This is a genomic window from Enterobacter sp. 3U4, from assembly GCF_057224565.1.
In genome coordinates, this window is sequence record NZ_CP136665.1 from 2,713,623 (window position 1) to 2,731,424 (window position 17,802).

At 59.9% G+C, this 17,802-nt stretch carries 17 protein-coding genes and 2 pseudogenes; 6 read left to right on the top strand and 13 right to left on the bottom strand.

The window, feature by feature from the left end; all coding sequences use genetic code 11:
* Positions 1-35 precede the first annotated feature (35 nt).
* Genes RVY89_RS13000 through RVY89_RS13010 form a run of 3 tightly spaced genes read right to left on the bottom strand, consistent with a single transcriptional unit; the run spans position 36 to position 3,614 of the window.
* A complete protein-coding gene (locus RVY89_RS13000; protein WP_484825535.1) occupies positions 36-1,100 on the bottom strand; it encodes a sugar ABC transporter substrate-binding protein in 1,065 nt (354 codons plus the stop codon).
* A 19-nt stretch (positions 1,101-1,119) separates the two neighbouring features.
* On the bottom strand, positions 1,120-2,115 hold the full coding sequence (locus RVY89_RS13005; RefSeq protein WP_484825536.1) for an ABC transporter permease: 996 nt from the start codon (positions 2,113-2,115) through the stop codon (positions 1,120-1,122).
* Positions 2,112-3,614, bottom strand: coding sequence for a sugar ABC transporter ATP-binding protein (locus tag RVY89_RS13010; RefSeq protein ID WP_484825537.1), 1,503 nt, complete (start codon positions 3,612-3,614; stop codon positions 2,112-2,114). The genes RVY89_RS13005 and RVY89_RS13010 overlap by 4 nt, the downstream gene beginning before the upstream one ends.
* A 159-nt stretch (positions 3,615-3,773) precedes the next feature.
* On the opposite strand from RVY89_RS13010, the gene RVY89_RS13015 reads away from it, so the two are divergent.
* The 3 genes and pseudogenes from RVY89_RS13015 to RVY89_RS13025 form a co-directional block, all read left to right on the top strand.
* A complete protein-coding gene (locus RVY89_RS13015; protein WP_484825538.1) occupies positions 3,774-4,862 on the top strand; it encodes an oxidoreductase in 1,089 nt (362 codons plus the stop codon).
* Positions 4,863-4,919: 57 nt separating this feature from the next.
* Positions 4,920-5,663 (top strand): SDR family NAD(P)-dependent oxidoreductase, encoded by a 744-nt coding sequence (locus RVY89_RS13020; RefSeq protein ID WP_024906989.1) that lies wholly within the window; start codon positions 4,920-4,922, stop codon positions 5,661-5,663.
* 183 nt (positions 5,664-5,846) lie between these two features.
* A pseudogene (locus tag RVY89_RS13025) lies at positions 5,847-6,062 on the top strand (type II toxin-antitoxin system RelE family toxin); the annotation flags it as partial.
* 32 nt (positions 6,063-6,094) lie between these two features.
* Here RVY89_RS13025 and tnpC read toward each other — a convergent pair.
* The 3 genes from tnpC to tnpA are packed head-to-tail and all read right to left on the bottom strand — an operon-like array spanning position 6,095 to position 8,701.
* Complete coding sequence (tnpC, locus tag RVY89_RS13030; protein ID WP_484825539.1) at positions 6,095-7,729, bottom strand: IS66 family transposase; 1,635 nt, start codon at positions 7,727-7,729, stop codon at positions 6,095-6,097.
* A 19-nt stretch (positions 7,730-7,748) separates the two neighbouring features.
* Positions 7,749-8,096: an IS66 family insertion sequence element accessory protein TnpB gene (gene tnpB, locus RVY89_RS13035; protein WP_484825540.1), complete on the bottom strand. Its 348-nt coding sequence runs from the start codon at positions 8,094-8,096 to the stop codon at positions 7,749-7,751.
* A complete protein-coding gene (gene tnpA, locus RVY89_RS13040) occupies positions 8,093-8,701 on the bottom strand; it encodes an IS66-like element accessory protein TnpA (protein ID WP_484825541.1) in 609 nt (202 codons plus the stop codon). Before tnpA ends, tnpB begins: the two co-directional genes overlap by 4 nt.
* Positions 8,702-8,788: 87 nt before the next feature.
* On the opposite strand from tnpA, the pseudogene RVY89_RS13045 reads away from it, so the two are divergent.
* Positions 8,789-8,884 (top strand): annotated as a pseudogene (locus tag RVY89_RS13045) (type II toxin-antitoxin system RelE family toxin); the annotation flags it as partial.
* On the top strand, positions 8,859-9,263 hold the full coding sequence (locus tag RVY89_RS13050) for a helix-turn-helix domain-containing protein (RefSeq protein ID WP_484825542.1): 405 nt from the start codon (positions 8,859-8,861) through the stop codon (positions 9,261-9,263). The pseudogene RVY89_RS13045 and the gene RVY89_RS13050, both read left to right, overlap by 26 nt.
* Here the strand turns inward: RVY89_RS13050 and RVY89_RS13055 are convergent.
* From RVY89_RS13055 to entC, 7 genes are all read right to left on the bottom strand, one after another.
* Entirely contained in the window at positions 9,260-9,457 is a 198-nt protein-coding gene (locus tag RVY89_RS13055) for a YbdD/YjiX family protein (RefSeq protein ID WP_006809671.1), read from the bottom strand. The two genes, RVY89_RS13050 and RVY89_RS13055, sit on opposite strands and share 4 nt — an antisense overlap.
* A gap of 104 nt (positions 9,458-9,561) precedes the next feature.
* A complete protein-coding gene (gene cstA / locus RVY89_RS13060; protein WP_371898931.1) occupies positions 9,562-11,667 on the bottom strand; it encodes a pyruvate/proton symporter CstA in 2,106 nt (701 codons plus the stop codon).
* A gap of 149 nt (positions 11,668-11,816) precedes the next feature.
* Positions 11,817-12,230 carry a proofreading thioesterase EntH gene (gene entH / locus RVY89_RS13065; protein WP_484825543.1) on the bottom strand — a complete coding sequence of 138 codons (414 nt, stop codon included), beginning with the start codon at positions 12,228-12,230 and terminating at the stop codon, positions 11,817-11,819.
* Positions 12,231-12,986 (bottom strand): 2,3-dihydro-2,3-dihydroxybenzoate dehydrogenase EntA, encoded by a 756-nt coding sequence (entA, locus tag RVY89_RS13070; protein ID WP_484825544.1) that lies wholly within the window; start codon positions 12,984-12,986, stop codon positions 12,231-12,233. It lies immediately after the preceding gene.
* Positions 12,986-13,840: an isochorismatase gene (locus tag RVY89_RS13075; RefSeq protein ID WP_484825545.1), complete on the bottom strand. Its 855-nt coding sequence runs from the start codon at positions 13,838-13,840 to the stop codon at positions 12,986-12,988. The genes entA and RVY89_RS13075 overlap by 1 nt, the downstream gene beginning before the upstream one ends.
* Positions 13,841-13,850: 10 nt before the next feature.
* The gene (gene entE, locus RVY89_RS13080) at positions 13,851-15,461 is read right to left on the bottom strand and encodes a (2,3-dihydroxybenzoyl)adenylate synthase EntE (protein WP_484825546.1); all 1,611 of its coding nucleotides are present in this window, start codon (positions 15,459-15,461) and stop codon (positions 13,851-13,853) included.
* Between the two features lie 9 nt (positions 15,462-15,470).
* Positions 15,471-16,646: an isochorismate synthase EntC gene (entC, locus tag RVY89_RS13085; protein WP_484825547.1), complete on the bottom strand. Its 1,176-nt coding sequence runs from the start codon at positions 16,644-16,646 to the stop codon at positions 15,471-15,473.
* A gap of 188 nt (positions 16,647-16,834) precedes the next feature.
* Between entC and fepB the strand changes: the two genes are divergently transcribed.
* Positions 16,835-17,794, top strand: coding sequence for a Fe2+-enterobactin ABC transporter substrate-binding protein (gene fepB / locus RVY89_RS13090; RefSeq protein ID WP_484825548.1), 960 nt, complete (start codon positions 16,835-16,837; stop codon positions 17,792-17,794).
* The last annotated feature ends 8 nt before the right edge of the window (positions 17,795-17,802 follow it).

The window sequence follows — 17,802 nt, forward strand, 5'->3', positions numbered from 1 at the left end:
GCATCAGGCCGCACCTGACGCCACCCGGCTGGGTTTTATTTATTCTTCGCTTCCAGCGTCGCAAACCACGGCGCGATAAAATCTTCCGTCTGGCCCCAGCCCGGAATGATTTTGCCCAGCGACGCCACGTTCACCGCGCCCGGCTGGGCGGTCAGCAGCGCCTGCGGAATGGCGGCTGCCTTAAAATCGTAGGTCGCAGGCGTCGCTTCCCCGGCAATCTTGTTCGCCACCAGACGCACGTTGGTCGCCCCAATCAGCTTCGGATCCACCGCCACGCTCACCTTCCACGGGCTGCCCGGCTCGCGCATCAGCTGCAGATCCTGGTTGGAGATGTCGATGCTGTAGAGTTTGATCTCGGTGCGACCGTTCTCTTTCAGCGCTTTATACGCGCCCTGGCTGAAGGCGTCCCAGGTTCCCCAGATGGCGTCGATTTTACCTTTCGGGTATTTCGCCAGGATCGCGCCCACTTTGTTGGCAGTGTCGCCCTGCACGTCAGAGGAGACCGCGCCGATAGACTCCAGCTCTTTGATGTCCGGGTACTGTTTTTGCAGCTCTTTATACGCCGCCTGACGACGCTCCATCGGCGGGAAGCCCGCTACCCACAGCTTGACAATATTGGCTTTGCCGTTGAAATCTTTCGCCAGCTGGCCGAAGGAGAGGTTCGTCAGGGAGGCATCATCCTGCTGGGTGACGGTCACGCCCGGGATCTCGCCGTTAACCGCGGTATCAAACACGGTGACCTTAATCCCGGCGTCCACCGCCTTCTTCACCAGTGCGGTGGAGTACGGATCGCGCCCCTGAGAAAGGATAATTCCGTCGTACTTCTGGCTGATGGCCTGGTTCACGAAGTCCTGGAATTTAGCGTCGTCCCCGTTGCTTAAAAAGGTGCTGACCTTAAAGCCAAGCTTCTTCCCTTCCTGAATGGCCCCCGCAATAAACTGCGTGGTGTTGTCGTCTGAGCCGAGGTTACGGATCACCGCGATGCGAATGGGGCCGTCATGGTTGGCTATGGCTGCCGGAAGCGGTGCGGGCGTGGCCGCGAAGCCTGGCAGAGCGGTGAATAACCCTAATGCCACCAAAGAGAGTGCAATCTTTTTCATTTTTTATCCCGTTGTGTTGTCAGCGTTTTTGTATGTAGGTAATCGCCAGCGCTACCGCGAGCACCAGCCCTTTTATAATGTCCATGGCGTAATACGGCACGGAGAGCATCACCAGCCCGTTCGACAGCACCCCGAGAATGACCGCCCCGACCAGGGTTCCCAGCGCATTCGGCTTGCCGGACCCGGCCAGCGAGAAGCCAATCCACGCCGCCGCCACCGCATCCATCAGGTATCCGCCGCCCGCGTTCACCTGCGACGACCCGATGCGCGAGGCCAGCAAAATCCCGCCCAGGCCCGCCAGCAGGGAGGCAATCACGTAGGCCGCCACCTTGTAGCGGGTGGTGCGAATACCGGAGAGGCGCGCGGCTTCCGGGTTACCGCCAATGGCGTACATCCTGCGACCGTGAGTGGTGAGCGACAGCCCCAGCTGCGCCAGAATCGTCACCACCAGCATGATGATCACAATCGTCGGCACCTGCCCCAGCAGGCTGAACGCCGCCGGAATAGTGCCTTCCGCCATGTCGCCGCTCGGCAGCACCATGTTTTCGGTAATCGAACCGCCGTAGCTGTAGGTCATCGCCACGCCCTGAATGACAAACAGGCTGGCAAGCGTCGCAAGCATGTCCGGAATGCGCAAAATGACGATCAGAAAGGCGTTAAACAGCCCCACCAGCGTGCAGAGCGCAAGGGTGATCAAAATAGACTCGGTAGTGCCGAAGCCGTGCCAGACGAAAAGTGAAATCACCAGGGCGTTCGCCAGAGAGGCGGTGGATCCCACGGAGAGATCGAACCCGCCGATGGTCAGCGATATCGACACGCCGATGGCTATCACCGTCACGATGGCAATCGAACGCAGAATATTTATGATGTTGTTTGGATCGAGGAAGTTGTCCGACGCCAGGCCAAAGACGGCCACCAGCGCGACGACGGTCAGCAACATGCCCCACTTGTAGAGAAAATCGAAAATCTGCTGACGGCCAGACGCCGTCGCGTTTACTGAAAGGGCCTTGCTCACGACGCCGTTCCTCCGGTTGAATAATAAAGTAGTGTCTCTTCACGGGCCTCGGCCCCGGCGATTTCCGCCACGATGCGCCCGTCCCACAGCACGCAGATGCGGTCGCACAGCCCGACCAGCTCGGCAAACTCGCCGGAGGCGTAAATCACCCCTTTACCCTCGCGCGCCAGGCCGTCGATCAGCTGGAACAGATCGGTTTTGGCCTTCACGTCCACGCCTTTGGTCGGCTCGTCGAAGATCAGCACGCTCGCGTCATTGCGCAGCCACTTGCCGATGGCAACCTTCTGCTGATTACCGCCAGATAAGCGGCGCAGCACCTGTCCCGGCCCACGGGCGCGCACGCCTACGCGGGCGATCACCTCTTCCGCCCAGCGCCACGCCTGACGATGGCCGAACAGACTCCAGCGCGAAAAGCTGTTATCGGCGCACACGGCAAGGTTCATGCTCACCGGCTCGTCGATAAAAATGCCCTCTTTGCGCCGCTCCTCCGGCACCAGCGCCAGCCCGCGCAGCACGGAGTCGGCCGGGTCGCGCGGCTGCCAGGATTGATGATTCAGCTCACCGCGCGCCACGCGGCTTTTAGTTGCGCCAAACAGCGCCTTACAGAGTTCGGTTTTGCCCGCCCCTGCCAGCCCGGCAATCCCGAGAATTTCGCCTTTGCGCAGGTGCAGGGAGATATCTTTTAGCAGCGCGTCGTCGTGCAGCCCTTCTACCCGCAGCAACGTTTCGTCGCCGTGCGGAGGCCGCGCGGGCGGGTAGATATCGCTCAGCACGTGTCCGAGCATCTTCTCGACGATCGCTTCGCCGCTGAGATTGGCCATTGGGCCGGACTCAATCAGCTTGCCGTCGCGCAGCACCGTCAGGGTGTCGCAGATAGCTTTTAGCTCGTGAATGCGGTGGGAAATAAACACCACCCCGATGCCCTGCTGCTTTAAACGTCTTACCACGGCAAACAGACGCTCGCTCTCGTGCGCGTCCAGCGGCGCGGTGGGCTCATCAAGAATCAAAAAACGGCAGTGATGGGACAGGGCGCGCGCCAGCAAAATCTGCTGCTTTTCGGCAAGCGTGCAGCTGTCGATGGAACGGCGGACGTCCAGCGTAACGTCAAGCTGCGCCAGCGCCTGTCTCGCCTGCTGGCGGATCGCGCGCCAGTTAAAGCGATGCCCCGGCTGCGCCAGCTGGTCGAGAATGATGTTCTCGGCGATGCTTAACCCCGGGATCAGCGCCACGTCCACTTCCTGCTGCACGAGGTGGATCCCCAGCCGTTTGGCGTCCAGCGGCTCGCGGATGCTTACCGGCTGGTTATTAATGGAGATTTCGCCTTCATAGTGGTCGTGCGTCCCGCACAGCACCGCCATCAGCGTCGATTTCCCCGCGCCGTTGGCGCCGGTCAGCGCATGTACCGATCCGCCGGTTAAGGTGAAGTTCACGCGCGACAGCGCCTGAAAGCCGGAAAAGGCCAGGCTGATACCGCGCATTTCAAGGCGACTGGAAACCATCCGCGTAAATCCTTCATTACTCTTCTGATTTATCGAATTTTTCACAGCTCCGGTTGACTGACAACGACGGAAAAGGCATAAGTTAAAGCGAAATATTATTAGCCATCCGGATGTCCAGACATAACATCGGGTTAGCGCTTGCTAAAAAAGGACAACACCATGAGCAACACCGATATCCGCGTCGTGCCTGGCCCGGCGAACTACTTCTCTCATCCCGGAAGCCTTGCGCAGCTGGATAACTTCTTTACCCCGGAACAGCTTTCTCGCGCGGTGTGGATTTACGGCGAGCGCGCTATCGACGGCGCGCGCCCTTTCCTGCCGGAGAGCTTTAACGCGCCGGGGGCGAAACGCCTGCTGTTTAAAGGCCACTGCAGCGAGCGCGACGTCACCCATCTTGCGAATGAATCCGGCAGCGACGCCAGCGTGGTGATTGGCGTCGGCGGCGGTGCGGTGCTGGATACCGTCAAGGCCGTGGCGCGTCGTCTGGGCGCGCCGTTCGTGGGTATCCCCACCATTGCCGCCACCTGTGCGGCCTGGACCTCGCTCTCCGTCTGGTACAACGATGCCGGTCAGGCGCTGCATTTTGAGATCTTCGACGACGCCAACTTCCTGGTGCTGGTAGAGCCACAGATCATTCTCAACGCACCCGCGGAATACCTGCTGGCGGGCATCGGCGATACGCTGGCGAAGTGGTACGAAGCGGTAGTGCTTGCTCCGCAGCCTGAAAACCTGCCGCTGACCGTGCGGCTGGGCATCAACGGCGCGCTGGCGATCCGCGACGTGCTGCTGGAGCACAGTGAGGAAGCGCTGGCCGACCAGCAGCGCGGCGAGCAAACGCAGGCGTTCCGGGACGTGGTGGATGCGATTATCGCCGGTGGCGGGATGGTCGGCGGTCTGGGCGAGCGCTATACCCGCGTGGCGGCGGCGCATGCGGTGCACAACGGTTTAACCGTGCTGCCGCAGACGGAAAAATACCTCCACGGCACCAAGGTGGCCTACGGCATTCTGGTGCAGAGCGCCCTGCTCGGCCAGGACGACGTGCTGGGCCAGCTGGTATCGGCGTACCAGCGCTTTAACCTGCCGACCACGCTTCGCGAACTGGACGTCGACATCAATAACCGCGACGAGCTGGATCGGGTCATCGCCCACACTCTGCGCCCGGTAGAGTCGATTCACTATTTACCCATTACGTTAACGCCTGACGTTCTGCGCGCGGCGTTTGAGAAAGTGGAATCCTTCAGCCGTTAATTGCCCTGACCGTCTATACCTAATGATGATTCTTACCACTCTCGTAACGAGGTCATCATGCAGATCGATTTAACAGGTAAAAAGGCGCTGGTTACCGGTGCCAGCCGCGGGTTGGGTCGTGCGATTGCCCTGTCGCTGGCGCGCGCCGGTGCGGACGTGATTATTACGTATGAAAAATCTGCCGATAAAGCCCAGGCGGTCGCCGATGAGATTAAGGCGCTGGGCCGACACAGCGAAGCCGTGCAGGCCGACAGCGCCAGCGCGCAGGCGATTCAGGATGCCGTCACCCATGCGGCGCGCTCCCTTGGCGGGCTGGATATTCTGGTCAACAACGCCGGGATTGCGCGCGGTGGCCCGCTGGAGTCCATGACCCTGGCGGACATCGACGCGCTCATCAACGTCAACATCCGCGGCGTGGTGATCGCCATTCAGGAAGCGCTGGTGCATATGTCCGACGGCGGGCGCATTATCAACATCGGCAGCTGTCTGGCAAACCGCGTGGCGATGCCGGGCATTGCCGTTTACTCGATGACCAAGTCTGCCCTCAACTCCCTCACCCGCGGCCTGGCGCGCGATCTGGGGCCGCGCGGCATTACCGTTAACCTGGTGCACCCCGGCCCCACCAACAGCGATATGAATCCGGAAGACGGCGAACAGGCGGAAGCCCAGCGCCAGATGATCGCCGTCGGTCACTACGGCCAGCCGGAAGACATCGCGGCGGCGGTCACCTTCCTCGCCAGCCCGGCTGCCGGGCAGATCTCCGGTACCGGCCTGGATGTGGACGGCGGCTTGAACGCCTGATCGCACCTTTTCTGCAAGCCTCTGTCGCCCGGCAGAGGCCTTTTCGAGCCGCCTCGACGGTTTGCGTTTTGCCGCTTTCTCCGGTTATTTCCCCGCTCTACAGTACCCCATTAGAAATTAGGAATTTATCTAATAGTCTTATTATTTCCTTATGTTTTGTGTGGGCGTACAGTGGAGGTACGGATGAAGATTGTCTGGTCAAAAACAGCAGAGAAGCAATTTTCTAAAATCGATACGCGATATCAGAACCGCATTAAATTCAGGCTGGAGAAGATGGATGATAAAACATCACCCGTCGCGGATATCAAGAAATTATCTTCTCCCGAATACCACTACAGGTTGCGATTAGGTGATTACAGGGTCATTTACACCTTCGGAGACCCGCCGGGTGATACCTGTGTAAGCGCTCCGTCATGAACGTAGTGTAAGGGTTATTTTACGGAGGAGAGGTTCCAGGGCAGCAGCTCACCTACCCGGTTTGAAGGCCAGTCGTTGATCTTGTCTATAACCTCACGCAGCCAGCCTTCCGGCTCCACGCCGTTCAGTTTGCAGGTGCCGAGCAGGCTGTAGATGATTGCTGCGGCCTCACCACCGTTGTCAGAGCCGAAGAACAGATAATTTTTTCGGCCAACCGCCACTGAGCGCAGCGCGTTTTCCCCTATGTTATTGTCTATTTCCACCATACCATTGCGACAGTATTCGTTCAGCGCATCCCACTGTTTCAGCATGTACGTGAACGCCTTCGCCATCTCCGCGTGAACCGACAGCGTTTTCATCTGCTCCAGGACCCAGTCATGCAACGACTGCATCTGCGGTACCGTCCGCTCTTTTCTGGCTGTCAGTCGCTCACCTGGCGATAGCCCACGGATTTCGGCTTCGATAGCATACAACGCGGCTATGCGTTTCAGGGCTTCATTCGTCATGTCTGTCGGTCGCCGCACATGCTCGTCATGGATTTTTCGTCTGGCATGCGCCATGCACGCCGCTTCTCTGATGTGCCCGGACTCATACAGCGCGTCATACCCTCCGTATGCATCGGCCTGAAGTACGCCTCTGTACCCGGAGAGATGCCGCTGCGGGTGTTCCCCTTTCCGGTCCGCTGAGTACGAGAACCAGACCGCCGGTGGTTCTGCCGCCCCGGCGTTGCGGTCATCCCGGACGTAGACCCACAGCCGGCCGGTTCGCGTTTTACCCTTCCCCGGATCGAGCACCCTCACCGGCGTGTCATCAGTGTGCACCTTGCCCGCCTGCAGAACGTACTGGTTAAGAGCCTCGTACAGCGGACGAAGCCGGTTGGCCATCATCGCCACCCAGCGGACCATCGTGTTACGGCTCAGCGCCAGTCCATGACGGGCGTAGATTTCAGACTGTCGGTACAGCGGCGTATGCTCCACATATTTGCCGACCAGGATGCGGGTCAGCAGGCTGCTGCCCACACGACTGCCTTCTACTGGTTTAGCCGGGAGCGGTGCCTGGACGATAACGTCGCACCGGCTGCACGCCAGCTTCGGCCGGACCGTTTCGATAACTTTAAAGGCGGTGTTGATGATTTCCAGTTGCTCAGAGAGGGTTTCGCCCATCACCTTCAGTTCTCCACCACAGGACGGGCAGACGCTGTCCGCCGGCAGGAGGGTCTGCGTTTCCCGTGGCAGGTCGGCGGGGAGTGGTTTTCGGGAGGTGTTACGGGCGTTTCTTTCTGACGTCGTTCCTGGTGCTGTCACAGCATCTGCTGGCACATCGGGCGCTGGTTCGTTGTCGTTCAGGCAGTTTTTTGCCGCCTCCAGACGGGTCTCCAGCTCTGACAAGCGTTTCTCTGCCTGACGGATTTTGTTTTCCAGCTTATGGCGGCTCTTTTCTGAACTCTGACCGAACAGCATTCTCCGCAGTTTATCCAGCTGCGCTTTCAGGCGGCTGATTTCCAGTTCGTAGCCTGCGACCTGTCCCGTATACTGACGAAGCCGGGACTGCTGTTTTTTCATGACGGCATGTTGCTGCTGCAGGGCAGCCTGCTGCTCACGCAGCATGGCTTTTAGCTGTTCGATATCATCAGGGAGAGTGTCATCCATTTCCCTGTTTTATCACGCGTTATATCCGTATGCCAGGTCGTTCTGTTCGTTTTGGATGCTGCCACGATATACCCTCCAGCAGCATGGACAGTTGGGCGGGAGTCAGGTGAACCTTACCTTCCCGCGCGACCGGCCACACGAAGCGGCCCCGCTCCAGGCGTTTGGCGAAGAGACATAGCCCGTCGCGATCGGCCCACAGGATTTTTACCATCCTGCCACTGCGGCCACGGAACACGAAGATATGGCCGGAGAACGGGTCGTCTTTCAGCGTGTTCTGGATCTTTGAGGCAAGGCCGTTGAACCCACATCTCATATCCGTAATACCCGCGATGATCCAGATTCTGGTGCTGGCTGGCGGCATTATCACTGGGCACCGCCTTTCAGCTCGCTGAGCAACACACGTAACAACGCCGGTGTGACTGCGCCATGTAGTTTCAGCGTGCCGCCGGGTAACTCCACGGAGCACCGGAGTGTATCGTCGGGTAACGGCGTTGACAGGGACGCCGGTGCAACGGAAGGAGAGATGATACTCACCGGCACCAGTTCTGTTGATGGGTTATCCGCGCAGCGCAGTTTTTCCTGCTTATGCTGATGGCGCCAGTTAAACAGCAGGTTGTCATTAATACCGTGCTCCCGGGCCAGGCGTGCGACATTAGCATCGGGTTGCATTGACAGCTCGACGAGATGACGTTTGAACTCAGGAGCATAATTCGGTCGCCGGCGTTTTTCAGGCATATTAGCGGGAGGGGATTGTTTATATTGCTGGTTTTTCCCGGGGTAGAGAAGCTGTTCAAGTTGCTCCGGAGATATGTCAGCAGGGATGGGCCAACTCAGAGCTGAACGGGTAAAGCGGTCAAAAAGGCTGTGCAGGGTGGTTCTGGGAACATCGACTTTCCTACGTATCTGTTCCAGCTTAACTTTTTTATCAAATCGAAGCTGCAGCGCTTCATTTATCCACGTCCGCTCATTCATGTTCAGTGTCCATTATCCGAAAAAATAGTGGACATTATCGTTACCAGGATGAATCAGTTTATCCAGACGTCGGGGACGGTGCGCTTACATACCTGTTACGTAGTAGCGGTAAAACGCCGGACAACCACTAGCTACCTTCATGAGGAGCATACGGAATATGACTATTCAGTTCATCAAGGATGAAGAAGGAAAAAAACAGTATGTTGTCATTCCCTACGGTGAATATTTTCGCATGCGTTTAGCCATGCTTGAGTATGATGACGATGATGAAAACGACTGGGAAGACATCCCTTACGAATCAGATATCTACGATAACGTAGGTTTACCGGGTGAAGTGTGCGACATCATGCATAACGAGAACGTCAGCCTGCAGGCCGCGTGGCGTATCCTGCGCGGGTTATCCCAGCAGGAGGTGGCAGAGAAACTTGGCACCAGCCAGTCCGCCGTGTCCCAGCTGGAAGCGCTGGACTCCCGTCCGCAAAAGCGCACCCGTGAAAAGCTGGCAGCGATCTACGGCTGCAAGCAGGAACAGATCAGCCTCTATTTACCGAAAGAGGGTTAACAGCACTTCGCCCCGCCCTTGCCGCCGTAGCGGGCATCCTGGCGGTCACGGAAAAATTCTTCATAGGTCATGGGCGTCTGGTCCGGATGGTTGACGCGCATATGCTCGACGTAGTTGTCGTAGTCCGGCACGCCAATCATCATTTTGGCGGCCTGGCCCAGGTACTTACCTGCTTTGGAAAGGGTGTCGAACATAGGTCATTTCTCGTTTGTTTCCCTCACCCCGGCCCTCTCCCAAAGGGAGAGGGAGGATAAGAAATGTAGGCCGGGTAAGGCGAAGCCGCCACCCGGCACAAAGGTTAGTGCGCCCCTTTCGCCTGGGTCACAATCTCTTCCAGGTTTTCAGGCATTGGCTCATACGGCGTCTCTTTCGCCGTTGGCGTGTCGACTTTCAATGCCGCCAGCGCGGTCTTGAGAGAATACAACGCCAGCACCACGACCACCACCATAAAGAAGATGGTCAGCCCGGCGTCCAGACGGTTGTTAAACACCAGCTGGGACAGCTGCGACTCGGTGTACTGCGCCGGAATCTTACCGCTGTCGATCATCGCCTGGAACTTGTTGGCGATTGCCAGGAAGCCCACCTTGTTGTCCGGACTGAAGGCCTTCTGCCAGCCCGCCGTCAGGGTACAGATCAGCAGCCATGCGGTTGGAACCAGCGCCACCCAGGCGTAACGCTGGCGTTTCATCTTGAACAAGACTACGGCGCAGAGCATCAGCGCCATGCCCGCCAGCATCTGGTTGGCGATACCGAACAGCGGCCACAGGGTGTTAATCCCGCCCAGCGGATCGACCACGCCCTGGTGCAGGAAGTAGCCCCACGCCAGCACGCACAGCGCCGTCGCCAGCAGGTTAGCCGGGAGCGAGTCGGTACGCTTCAGGTTCGGGGAGATGACGCCCAGCAGATCCTGCAGCATAAAGCGCGCCGCTCGGGTTCCCGCATCCACCGCAGTCAGGATAAACAACGCTTCAAACAGAATGGCGAAGTGATACCAGAACGACACGTCCATCAGCCCGCCCAGCGCGCCGTGAAGAATATACGCCATGCCGACCGCCAGCGTCGGCGCCCCGCCCGCGCGGGATATAATCGACTGCTCGCCCACTTCGCTGGCGATGCTCGTCAACGTTTCAGGCGTAATCGCAAAGCCCCAGCCGCTCACCACCTGCGCGGCAGATGCCACCACGTCAACGGTACCGGCCGGAGCCAGGACCGCCATCGGGCTGTTCATCGCGAAGTAGACGCCCGGATCGATAATGCAGGCGGAGACCAGCGCCATGATAGCCACGAAGGACTCCATCAGCATGCCGCCGTAGCCGATCAGGCAGGCCTGATTTTCATTCGCCAGCATCTTCGGCGTCGTCCCGGAGGCGATCAGCGCGTGGAAGCCCGACACCGCGCCGCAGGCAATGGTAATAAACAGGAACGGGAAGAGATTGCCGGTCCAGACCGGGCCGGTACCGTCGATAAATTTGGTTAACGCCGGCATGGTCAGCGTTGGGCGCATAATCAGAATACCGATCGCCAGCCCGATGATGGTGCCGATTTTCAGGAACGTAGAGAGATAGTCACGCGGGGCCAGCAGGAGCCACACCGGCAGCACCGCCGCCACAAAGCCGTAGCCCACCAGCATCCAGGTCAGCTGTACGCCGGTAAAGTCGAAGAACGGCGCCCAGGTCGGGCTTTCCGCCACCCAGCCGCCGGAGATAATGGCGAACACGAGGAACACCAGACCAATTACCGACACTTCACCAATGCGGCCCGGACGCAGGTAGCGAATATAGATCCCCATGAACAGCGCCAGCGGAATGGTAAAGGCAACGGTATAAGTCCCCCACGGGCTGTGGGTCAGCGCTTTCACCACGATCATCGCCAGCACCGCGAGGATGATCACCATGATCATAAAGGTCGCCACCAGCGCAATCACCCCGGCGGTTGCCCCCATCTCCTCTTTCACCAGCTCACCCAGCGAACGCCCGTCGCGGCGGGTCGAGACGAACAGCACCATAAAGTCCTGTACCGCCCCCGCCAGCACCACCCCGGCGAGGATCCAGATCATTCCCGGCAGGTAGCCCATTTGCGCCGCCAGCACCGGTCCCACCAGCGGGCCTGCCCCGGCAATCGCCGCAAAATGGTGACCGAACAGCACTTTCTTGTCGGTCGGCACGTAGTCCAGACCGTCGTTATGGCGGACGGCCGGGGTCATGCGGGTGCTATCGACCGCCAGAACATTTTTAGCGATATAGCGACCATAAAAACGATAGGCGATCAGGTAAACGCAGACCGAGGCAACGACGATCCAGAGCGCGTTGATCTGCTCCCCCCGGTTGAGGGCGATGTAGCCCAGGGCAAAGGCTCCCACAACGGAGAGCCCTGCCCATGTAAGGTATTTCCCTGAGTTGTTCATAGTTGTTGTCCGTTGTTGTGAAACAGTGAGATGTTACATTTTGTTTCTAGAACAACCGCAAAAATTTAACAACTTTGAAACGCAATAATGCGTGGTCAAACCAGAGATTTACACCACAGTGTTAAGCCGATCACTTTGATCTGCCTGGGCTAGCCCAGCACCATCGTACTCAACCGGCAGGTACAGCACCGCCGCCCCTGCTCGTCGAAGACAACAATCTCCCAGCTCTGGGTGGAGCGGCCCAGATGCAGCGGCTGGCACACCCCGCGCACCTTACCGTGAGAGACCGCCCGATGGTGCGTGGCGTTCAGCTCCGTTCCCACCACGCTCTGCCCGTCGCGGGTCATCAGAAATCCGGCCATTGAGCCGAGCGTTTCCGCCAGCGCCGCCGATGCCCCACCGTGGAGCAGGCCAAACGGCTGATGGGTGCGCGCATCCACCGGCATCTCCGCTTCCAGCGTGTCGTCGCCGATACGGGTATAGACAATGCCGAGATGCGCCACCAGGGTGTTCAGGCTGGTGGCGTTCAGCTCCTCGAGCGGTATATGACGTTTCCAGATCATTTACGCCCCCAGCGTGGAGCCGCCGTCCACCACGATATCCTGGAGGGTGATGTGGCTGGCGGCATCGGAGGCAAGGAACAGCACCGTGCTGGCGATCTCCTGAGGACGGGCAATTTTGCCCAGCGGAATGCCGAGCTTGAAATGCTCGCCAAAGCCGCGAATACGCTGCTGCTCCGCGTCGTCGCTTTTCCACAGGGTGCGCTGCATGTCGGTATCCGTTGAGCCCGGCGACACCAGGTTGCAGCGCACGCCGCTGCCCGCCAGCTCCAGCCCGACGGTCAGGGTCAGGCTTTTCAGCGCCGCTTTCGACGCGCCGTAGGCGCTCATGCCGATGCGCGGCGCGTGCGCCGCGTCGGACGCCACGGTAACAACCGCCCCGCCCTGCTGGTGGCGGAACTGGCCCATGGTAAGCTGGAACAGGTTGAACGCGCCGCCGACGTTGACCGCGAAGGTGTCCTGCCAGTCCTTCTGCGAGAGCTGGTCCGTCGCCCCCATGCGCAGAATGCCCGCCGCGTTGACCAGCACGTCCAGGCGTTCGAGCGACGCCAGCACGCGCCCGCAGACCTCATGCACCTGTGCGGCATCCGCCACGTCCAGCGTTTCGGTGGCGAACGGGTAATCATCCTGCGGAAACGCCAGATCGAATCCGGTCACCTGCGCACCGGCTTCGGCAAACGCCAGAGCCGTCGCGAAGCCAATCCCCTTCCCCGCGCCCGTTACCCAGACCGTTTTGCCGGTAAAATCGAATCCCGCCATTACTTCACCTCGCGGGAAAGCAGCGCCCACCAGGCGTCGAGAGTGGGATTTTTCGCCAGCATCACGAAGTCGATATCGCCATGCACTTTGCGCCAGCGGGCGGCCAGCGCCATCATGCGTACCGAATCCAGTCCGTAGTCAATCAGGTTTTCGTCATCCATCGGCTCGTCGGACTCGTCCAGCAGCGGCATGATCAGCTCGCGCAGCGCGGATTTGGTCGCCGGAACGGACGGCAGCAGTTCGTCGGTCATCACCACGCGACCCGAGCGTCCGGCCACATAGTTCAACGACATCAGGTGCTCGTCACGGGTGAAATCCGCCAGCGCGTCGGCAATAAAGAACGGCTTGATGTCGCGCATAAAGGCATCGGTGGCGGTGGTCATGCAGCCGATGTGGGCGTACACGCCGGTAATCAGCAGCTGGTTGCGGCCCGTCTCTTTCAGCATCTGCTCCAGTGGCGAACGGTGGAACGCGCTGTAGCGCCACTTCACCAGCACCGTGTCCGCTTCGTCCGGCGCCAGCTCGGCGACGATGCGCTGCTGCTCCGGCGAACGGGTCAGGCCCGGCCCCCACATGTCGTTCAGCAGGGCCCGATCGTCGTCGCTCTGCTCTTTTGGCTGCGCGGTGTAGTACACCGGGATATTGTGTTCTTTGCACCAGGCGCGCAGTCTGGCGATGTTCGCCACCACCTGCTGCATCATCGAGCTGTTTTCGCCCCAGAAGTTCAGGAAATACTCCTGCATATCGTGGATCAGCAGCGCCGCGCGCTCGGGCTCAAACGCCCAGTTCACCTTGCTGGTCGGCAGCTCTGCGGCGGTCGGCAGCGCGTAAGCGGTTAATTTTGGAATGGCCATACTCTGTTCCTCAGCCCCGGGCGCGTTCAGCAAGCCACAGGCGCAACTGTTTCTTATCGACTTTGCCGACCGGCGTCAGCGGGAGCGCATCCACGCTCTCCACGCGGTCCGGCAGCTTGAATTCGGCGACGCCCTGCTCGCGCAGGAAGCGGCGCACCTCAACCGCGCGCAGGGGCTGTTTCACCACCAGATACGCGCAGCTTTTTTCGCCCAGCAGGCTGTCCTCCATGCTCACCAGCGCGGCGTGGATCACCGCCTCATGGCGCAGCAGCAGGTTCTCGATCTCTTCGGCAGCGATCTTCTCGCCGCCGCGGTTGATCTGATCCTTCTCGCGTCCCTGCACGGTGATGTAGCCCTGCTCGTCAATGGCGATCAGATCCCCGGAGCAGTAAAAGCCGTCGGCGTCGAAGGCGCTGGCGTTGTGTTCTGGGCTGTTGAAATAGCCGCGGAAGGTATACGGCCCGCGCGTCATCAGGCGTCCGACCTCCCCGCGCGGCAGCGGGTTGCCGTGCTCGTCCGCCACCCACACTTCGTCGTCCGGGCACATCGGGCGGCCCTGGGTGTTGATGATGCGCTCCGGCGCGTCGTCGAGCGCGGTGTAGTTCACCAGCCCTTCCGCCATGCCGAACACCTGCTGAAGCTGGCAGCCGATTTCAAGCGGAATGCGCGCCGCGAGCGTGGCGGAGAGGCGTGCGCCGCCCACCTGCAACAGCTTCAGGGAGTTGAGCTGCGCGTTGCCCGCGCCGTCGGCAATCGCCTGCAGCCAGAGGCTCACCGCCGGCGGAACCAGCGAGGTGACGTTAATCTGATGCCGTTCAATCAGCGGGAAGCAGAGCGTAGCGCTCGGATCGTTCGCCAGCACCACGCTGCCGCCCGCGGTGAAGACGCCCAGCGATCCCGGCGAACTCATGGCGTAGTTATGCGCGGCGGGGAGCGCGTTCAGGTAACGGGTTTCGCCGGTAATGCCGCAGATCTCGTTGCTGCGGCGGATGCTGTAGTCGTAGTCGTTATGCGTGCGCGGGATCAGCTTCGGCGTGCCGGTACTGCCGCCGGAGAGCTGGAAGAAGGCCACTTCGTCGGCGGGCGTCGGGTTCGGGATGAAGTTGTCCGCCGGACGCGCAATCGCCTCTTCCAGGGCATGTTCACCCCTATCGCCGCGCAGGAGCACGACGTGCACCGAGCGATGCGCATCCACAAAGGTATTAAGAAAATCATCGCCCGCAAACAGCGCATGGTCACGGTCGGCAATCAGCACGGCGGGTTTGATCTGCGCCGCGTAGGCGTTCAGCTCGCTGCGCTGATGGCTAAAGAGCGCGTTGACCGGCGCAACGCCGATTTGCAGCAGCGCGAAGAAGGTGATGTAGAACTCGGCCACGTTGCCAAGCTGCACCAGCGCGGTCTCGCCGCGATGCAGCCCGCGCGCCTGAAGGGCTGAGGCCAGGTTGTTCACCGCCTGATTAAACGCCCGGTAGGTGATGCGCCGCTCGCCGTCGATTATCGCCACGGCATCGCTGTCCGCGCGATCCGTCAGGATGTGGGTCAACGGCAGATCCTGCCAGTAGCCTTTTTCGCGGTAGCGGCGGGCGAATTCCTCAGGCCAGCGGGTAAAAGGGATGGTCATGAGTCTTCCTTAGTGCAAACCAAAAACGTTGAGCATGGTGGAGAGCTTCACGCCCGTCTCGCGCCACTCGCCCACCGGCGAGGAGGCGGGAACAATGCCCGCACCGGCAAACAGACGAACGGTATTTTTATGCAGACGCGCGCAGCGGATGGTTACCACCCACTCGCCGTTGCCTTCGCTGTCGCACCAGCCGACGATGCCGCCGAACAGCTCGCGGTCGAACGGCTCCAGCTCGGCGATCAGTTCTTTTGCCGCCTGATGCGGGAAACCGCTCAGCGCCGGGGTCGGGTGCAGAAGGCAGGCCAGGGTCAGGGCGTTTTCGTTTTCACGCGCGTCACCTTCAACCGGCGTCGCCAGATGCCACAGCGTCGGCGTGGTGATCAGCTGAGGAGAATCAGGCATGGTGAGATGATGGCTGCGCGGTGCCAGAATAGCCTTCATCGCCTGGGTCACCAGGTCGTGCTCGTGACGGTCCTTTTCGGAGGCCAGCAGCTTATTGCCCGCTTCGCGATCTAATACGTCGTCCGGCTGACGGCGCGCCGAGCCAGCCAGCGGCAGCGAGCTAAAGTGCGAGCCCTCTTTGCGCAGCAGCAGTTCAGGGCTGGCGCCCAGCAGCACGCCACCGTCTTCCAGCGGCACGTGGAAGTTGAAGCTCGCCGGATTCTGGGCAATCAGGCGCTCCATCAGCGCACCGCTGTCCATGTGTTTGTCGGTCGCGATATCAATCAGGCGCGACAGCACCACCTTGTTCACCTGCGGTGTGGCGGTGAGCGACGCGGCGCGAGCGACCATCTCTTCGAAAACGGGCTGCGGCGGGATCTCGGTGCGTTGTTCCACCTTCAGCGCCTGCGAGCCGGAAAAATAGCGTGCAGACTGCTGACGTGCCGGACGGGAAAAGGTCTGCCAGCGTTGGGGAATAAACAGAGAGGATGGCTTGCGGGTATCGAACGGGATAGCCCCTACCATCACCGGATGAGCGATACCGTTGGCTTTCGCATTCCGGAAAGCCTGGGCTAATTTTTGCTGGAAATGCCCGGCCGGATCGTCGCCGCCAACGGCGGGTTCAGAGAAGCGGGCAAAGCAGCCTGAGGTAGTAAAACTGCGGTAAGGCGACATAAAGAAAAAGCGGTCTGATTCAAGCGTGGTTGCGGCGTGCTGAACTTCCTCAGCCAGGGACGTGTCCATATCATCCTCCTCAAAATGATAAAAGAAGCAATAATGATTATCATTTATATTTTCGTCGGCTAACCTAATCCCACATCGCTTCGCTGTCAACCGTCGGGCAAATAACTTGTGCGACAAAAGCTTGCATCCCGGTGCCGCAACCATGAAAATGAGAAGCATTATCTTCAACAAAAACAGGATGTCGCGCTGTGAGATTCCCTTTCGTATTCCGTAATACCCTGCTTTTATCTGGACTTTTTGTTTTAGGACTTGCCTCAGCCGCGGCCGCCGACTGGCCGCGTCAGGTGACCGACAGCCGCGGCGTTCACACGCTTGAGAGCAAACCGACGCGCATTGTCTCCACCAGCGTGACCTTAACCGGCTCCCTGCTGGCGATTGACGCGCCGGTGGTCGCCAGCGGCGCGACCACGCCGAACAACCGCGTGGCGGATGCGCAGGGCTTTTTACGTCAGTGGGGTGAAATTGCGAAACAGCGCAAGGTTGCGCGACTGTACATCGGTGAGCCGAGCGCCGAAGCGGTCGCCGCGCAAATGCCTGATCTGATTTTAATCGGTGCAACCGGCGGGGATTCCGCGCTGGCGCTGTACGATCAACTCTCCGCCCTCGCTCCAACGCTTATCATCAACTACGACGACAAGAGCTGGCAGGAGCTGCTGACCCAGCTGGGCACTATAACCGGACAGGAAAAACAGGCCGCAGAGCGCATTGCCGCGTTTGATAAACAGCTCGCGCAGGTGAAACAGCAGATGAAGCTGCCGCCGCAGCCGGTGAACGCCATCGTCTACACCGCCGCCGCGCATTCCGCCAACCTGTGGACCGCGGAATCGGCGCAGGGCAAGCTGCTGCACCAGCTGGGCTTTACGCTGGCGGATCTGCCAGCCGGGTTGCAGACCTCAACAAGCCAGGGCAAGCGCCACGACATCATCCAGCTAGGCGGTGAAAACCTGGCGACGGGACTGAACGGTGAAGGGTTGTTTGTGTTTGCCGGCGACCAGAAAGACGTGGATGCGATTTACGCCAACCCGCTGCTGGCGCACCTGCCGTCGGTGAAAAACAAGCGCGTGTGGGCATTGGGAACCGAGACGTTCCGCCTGGATTATTACAGCGCGATGTTGGTATTAGACAGATTGAATGCGTTGTTTAAGTAGGCATTTTC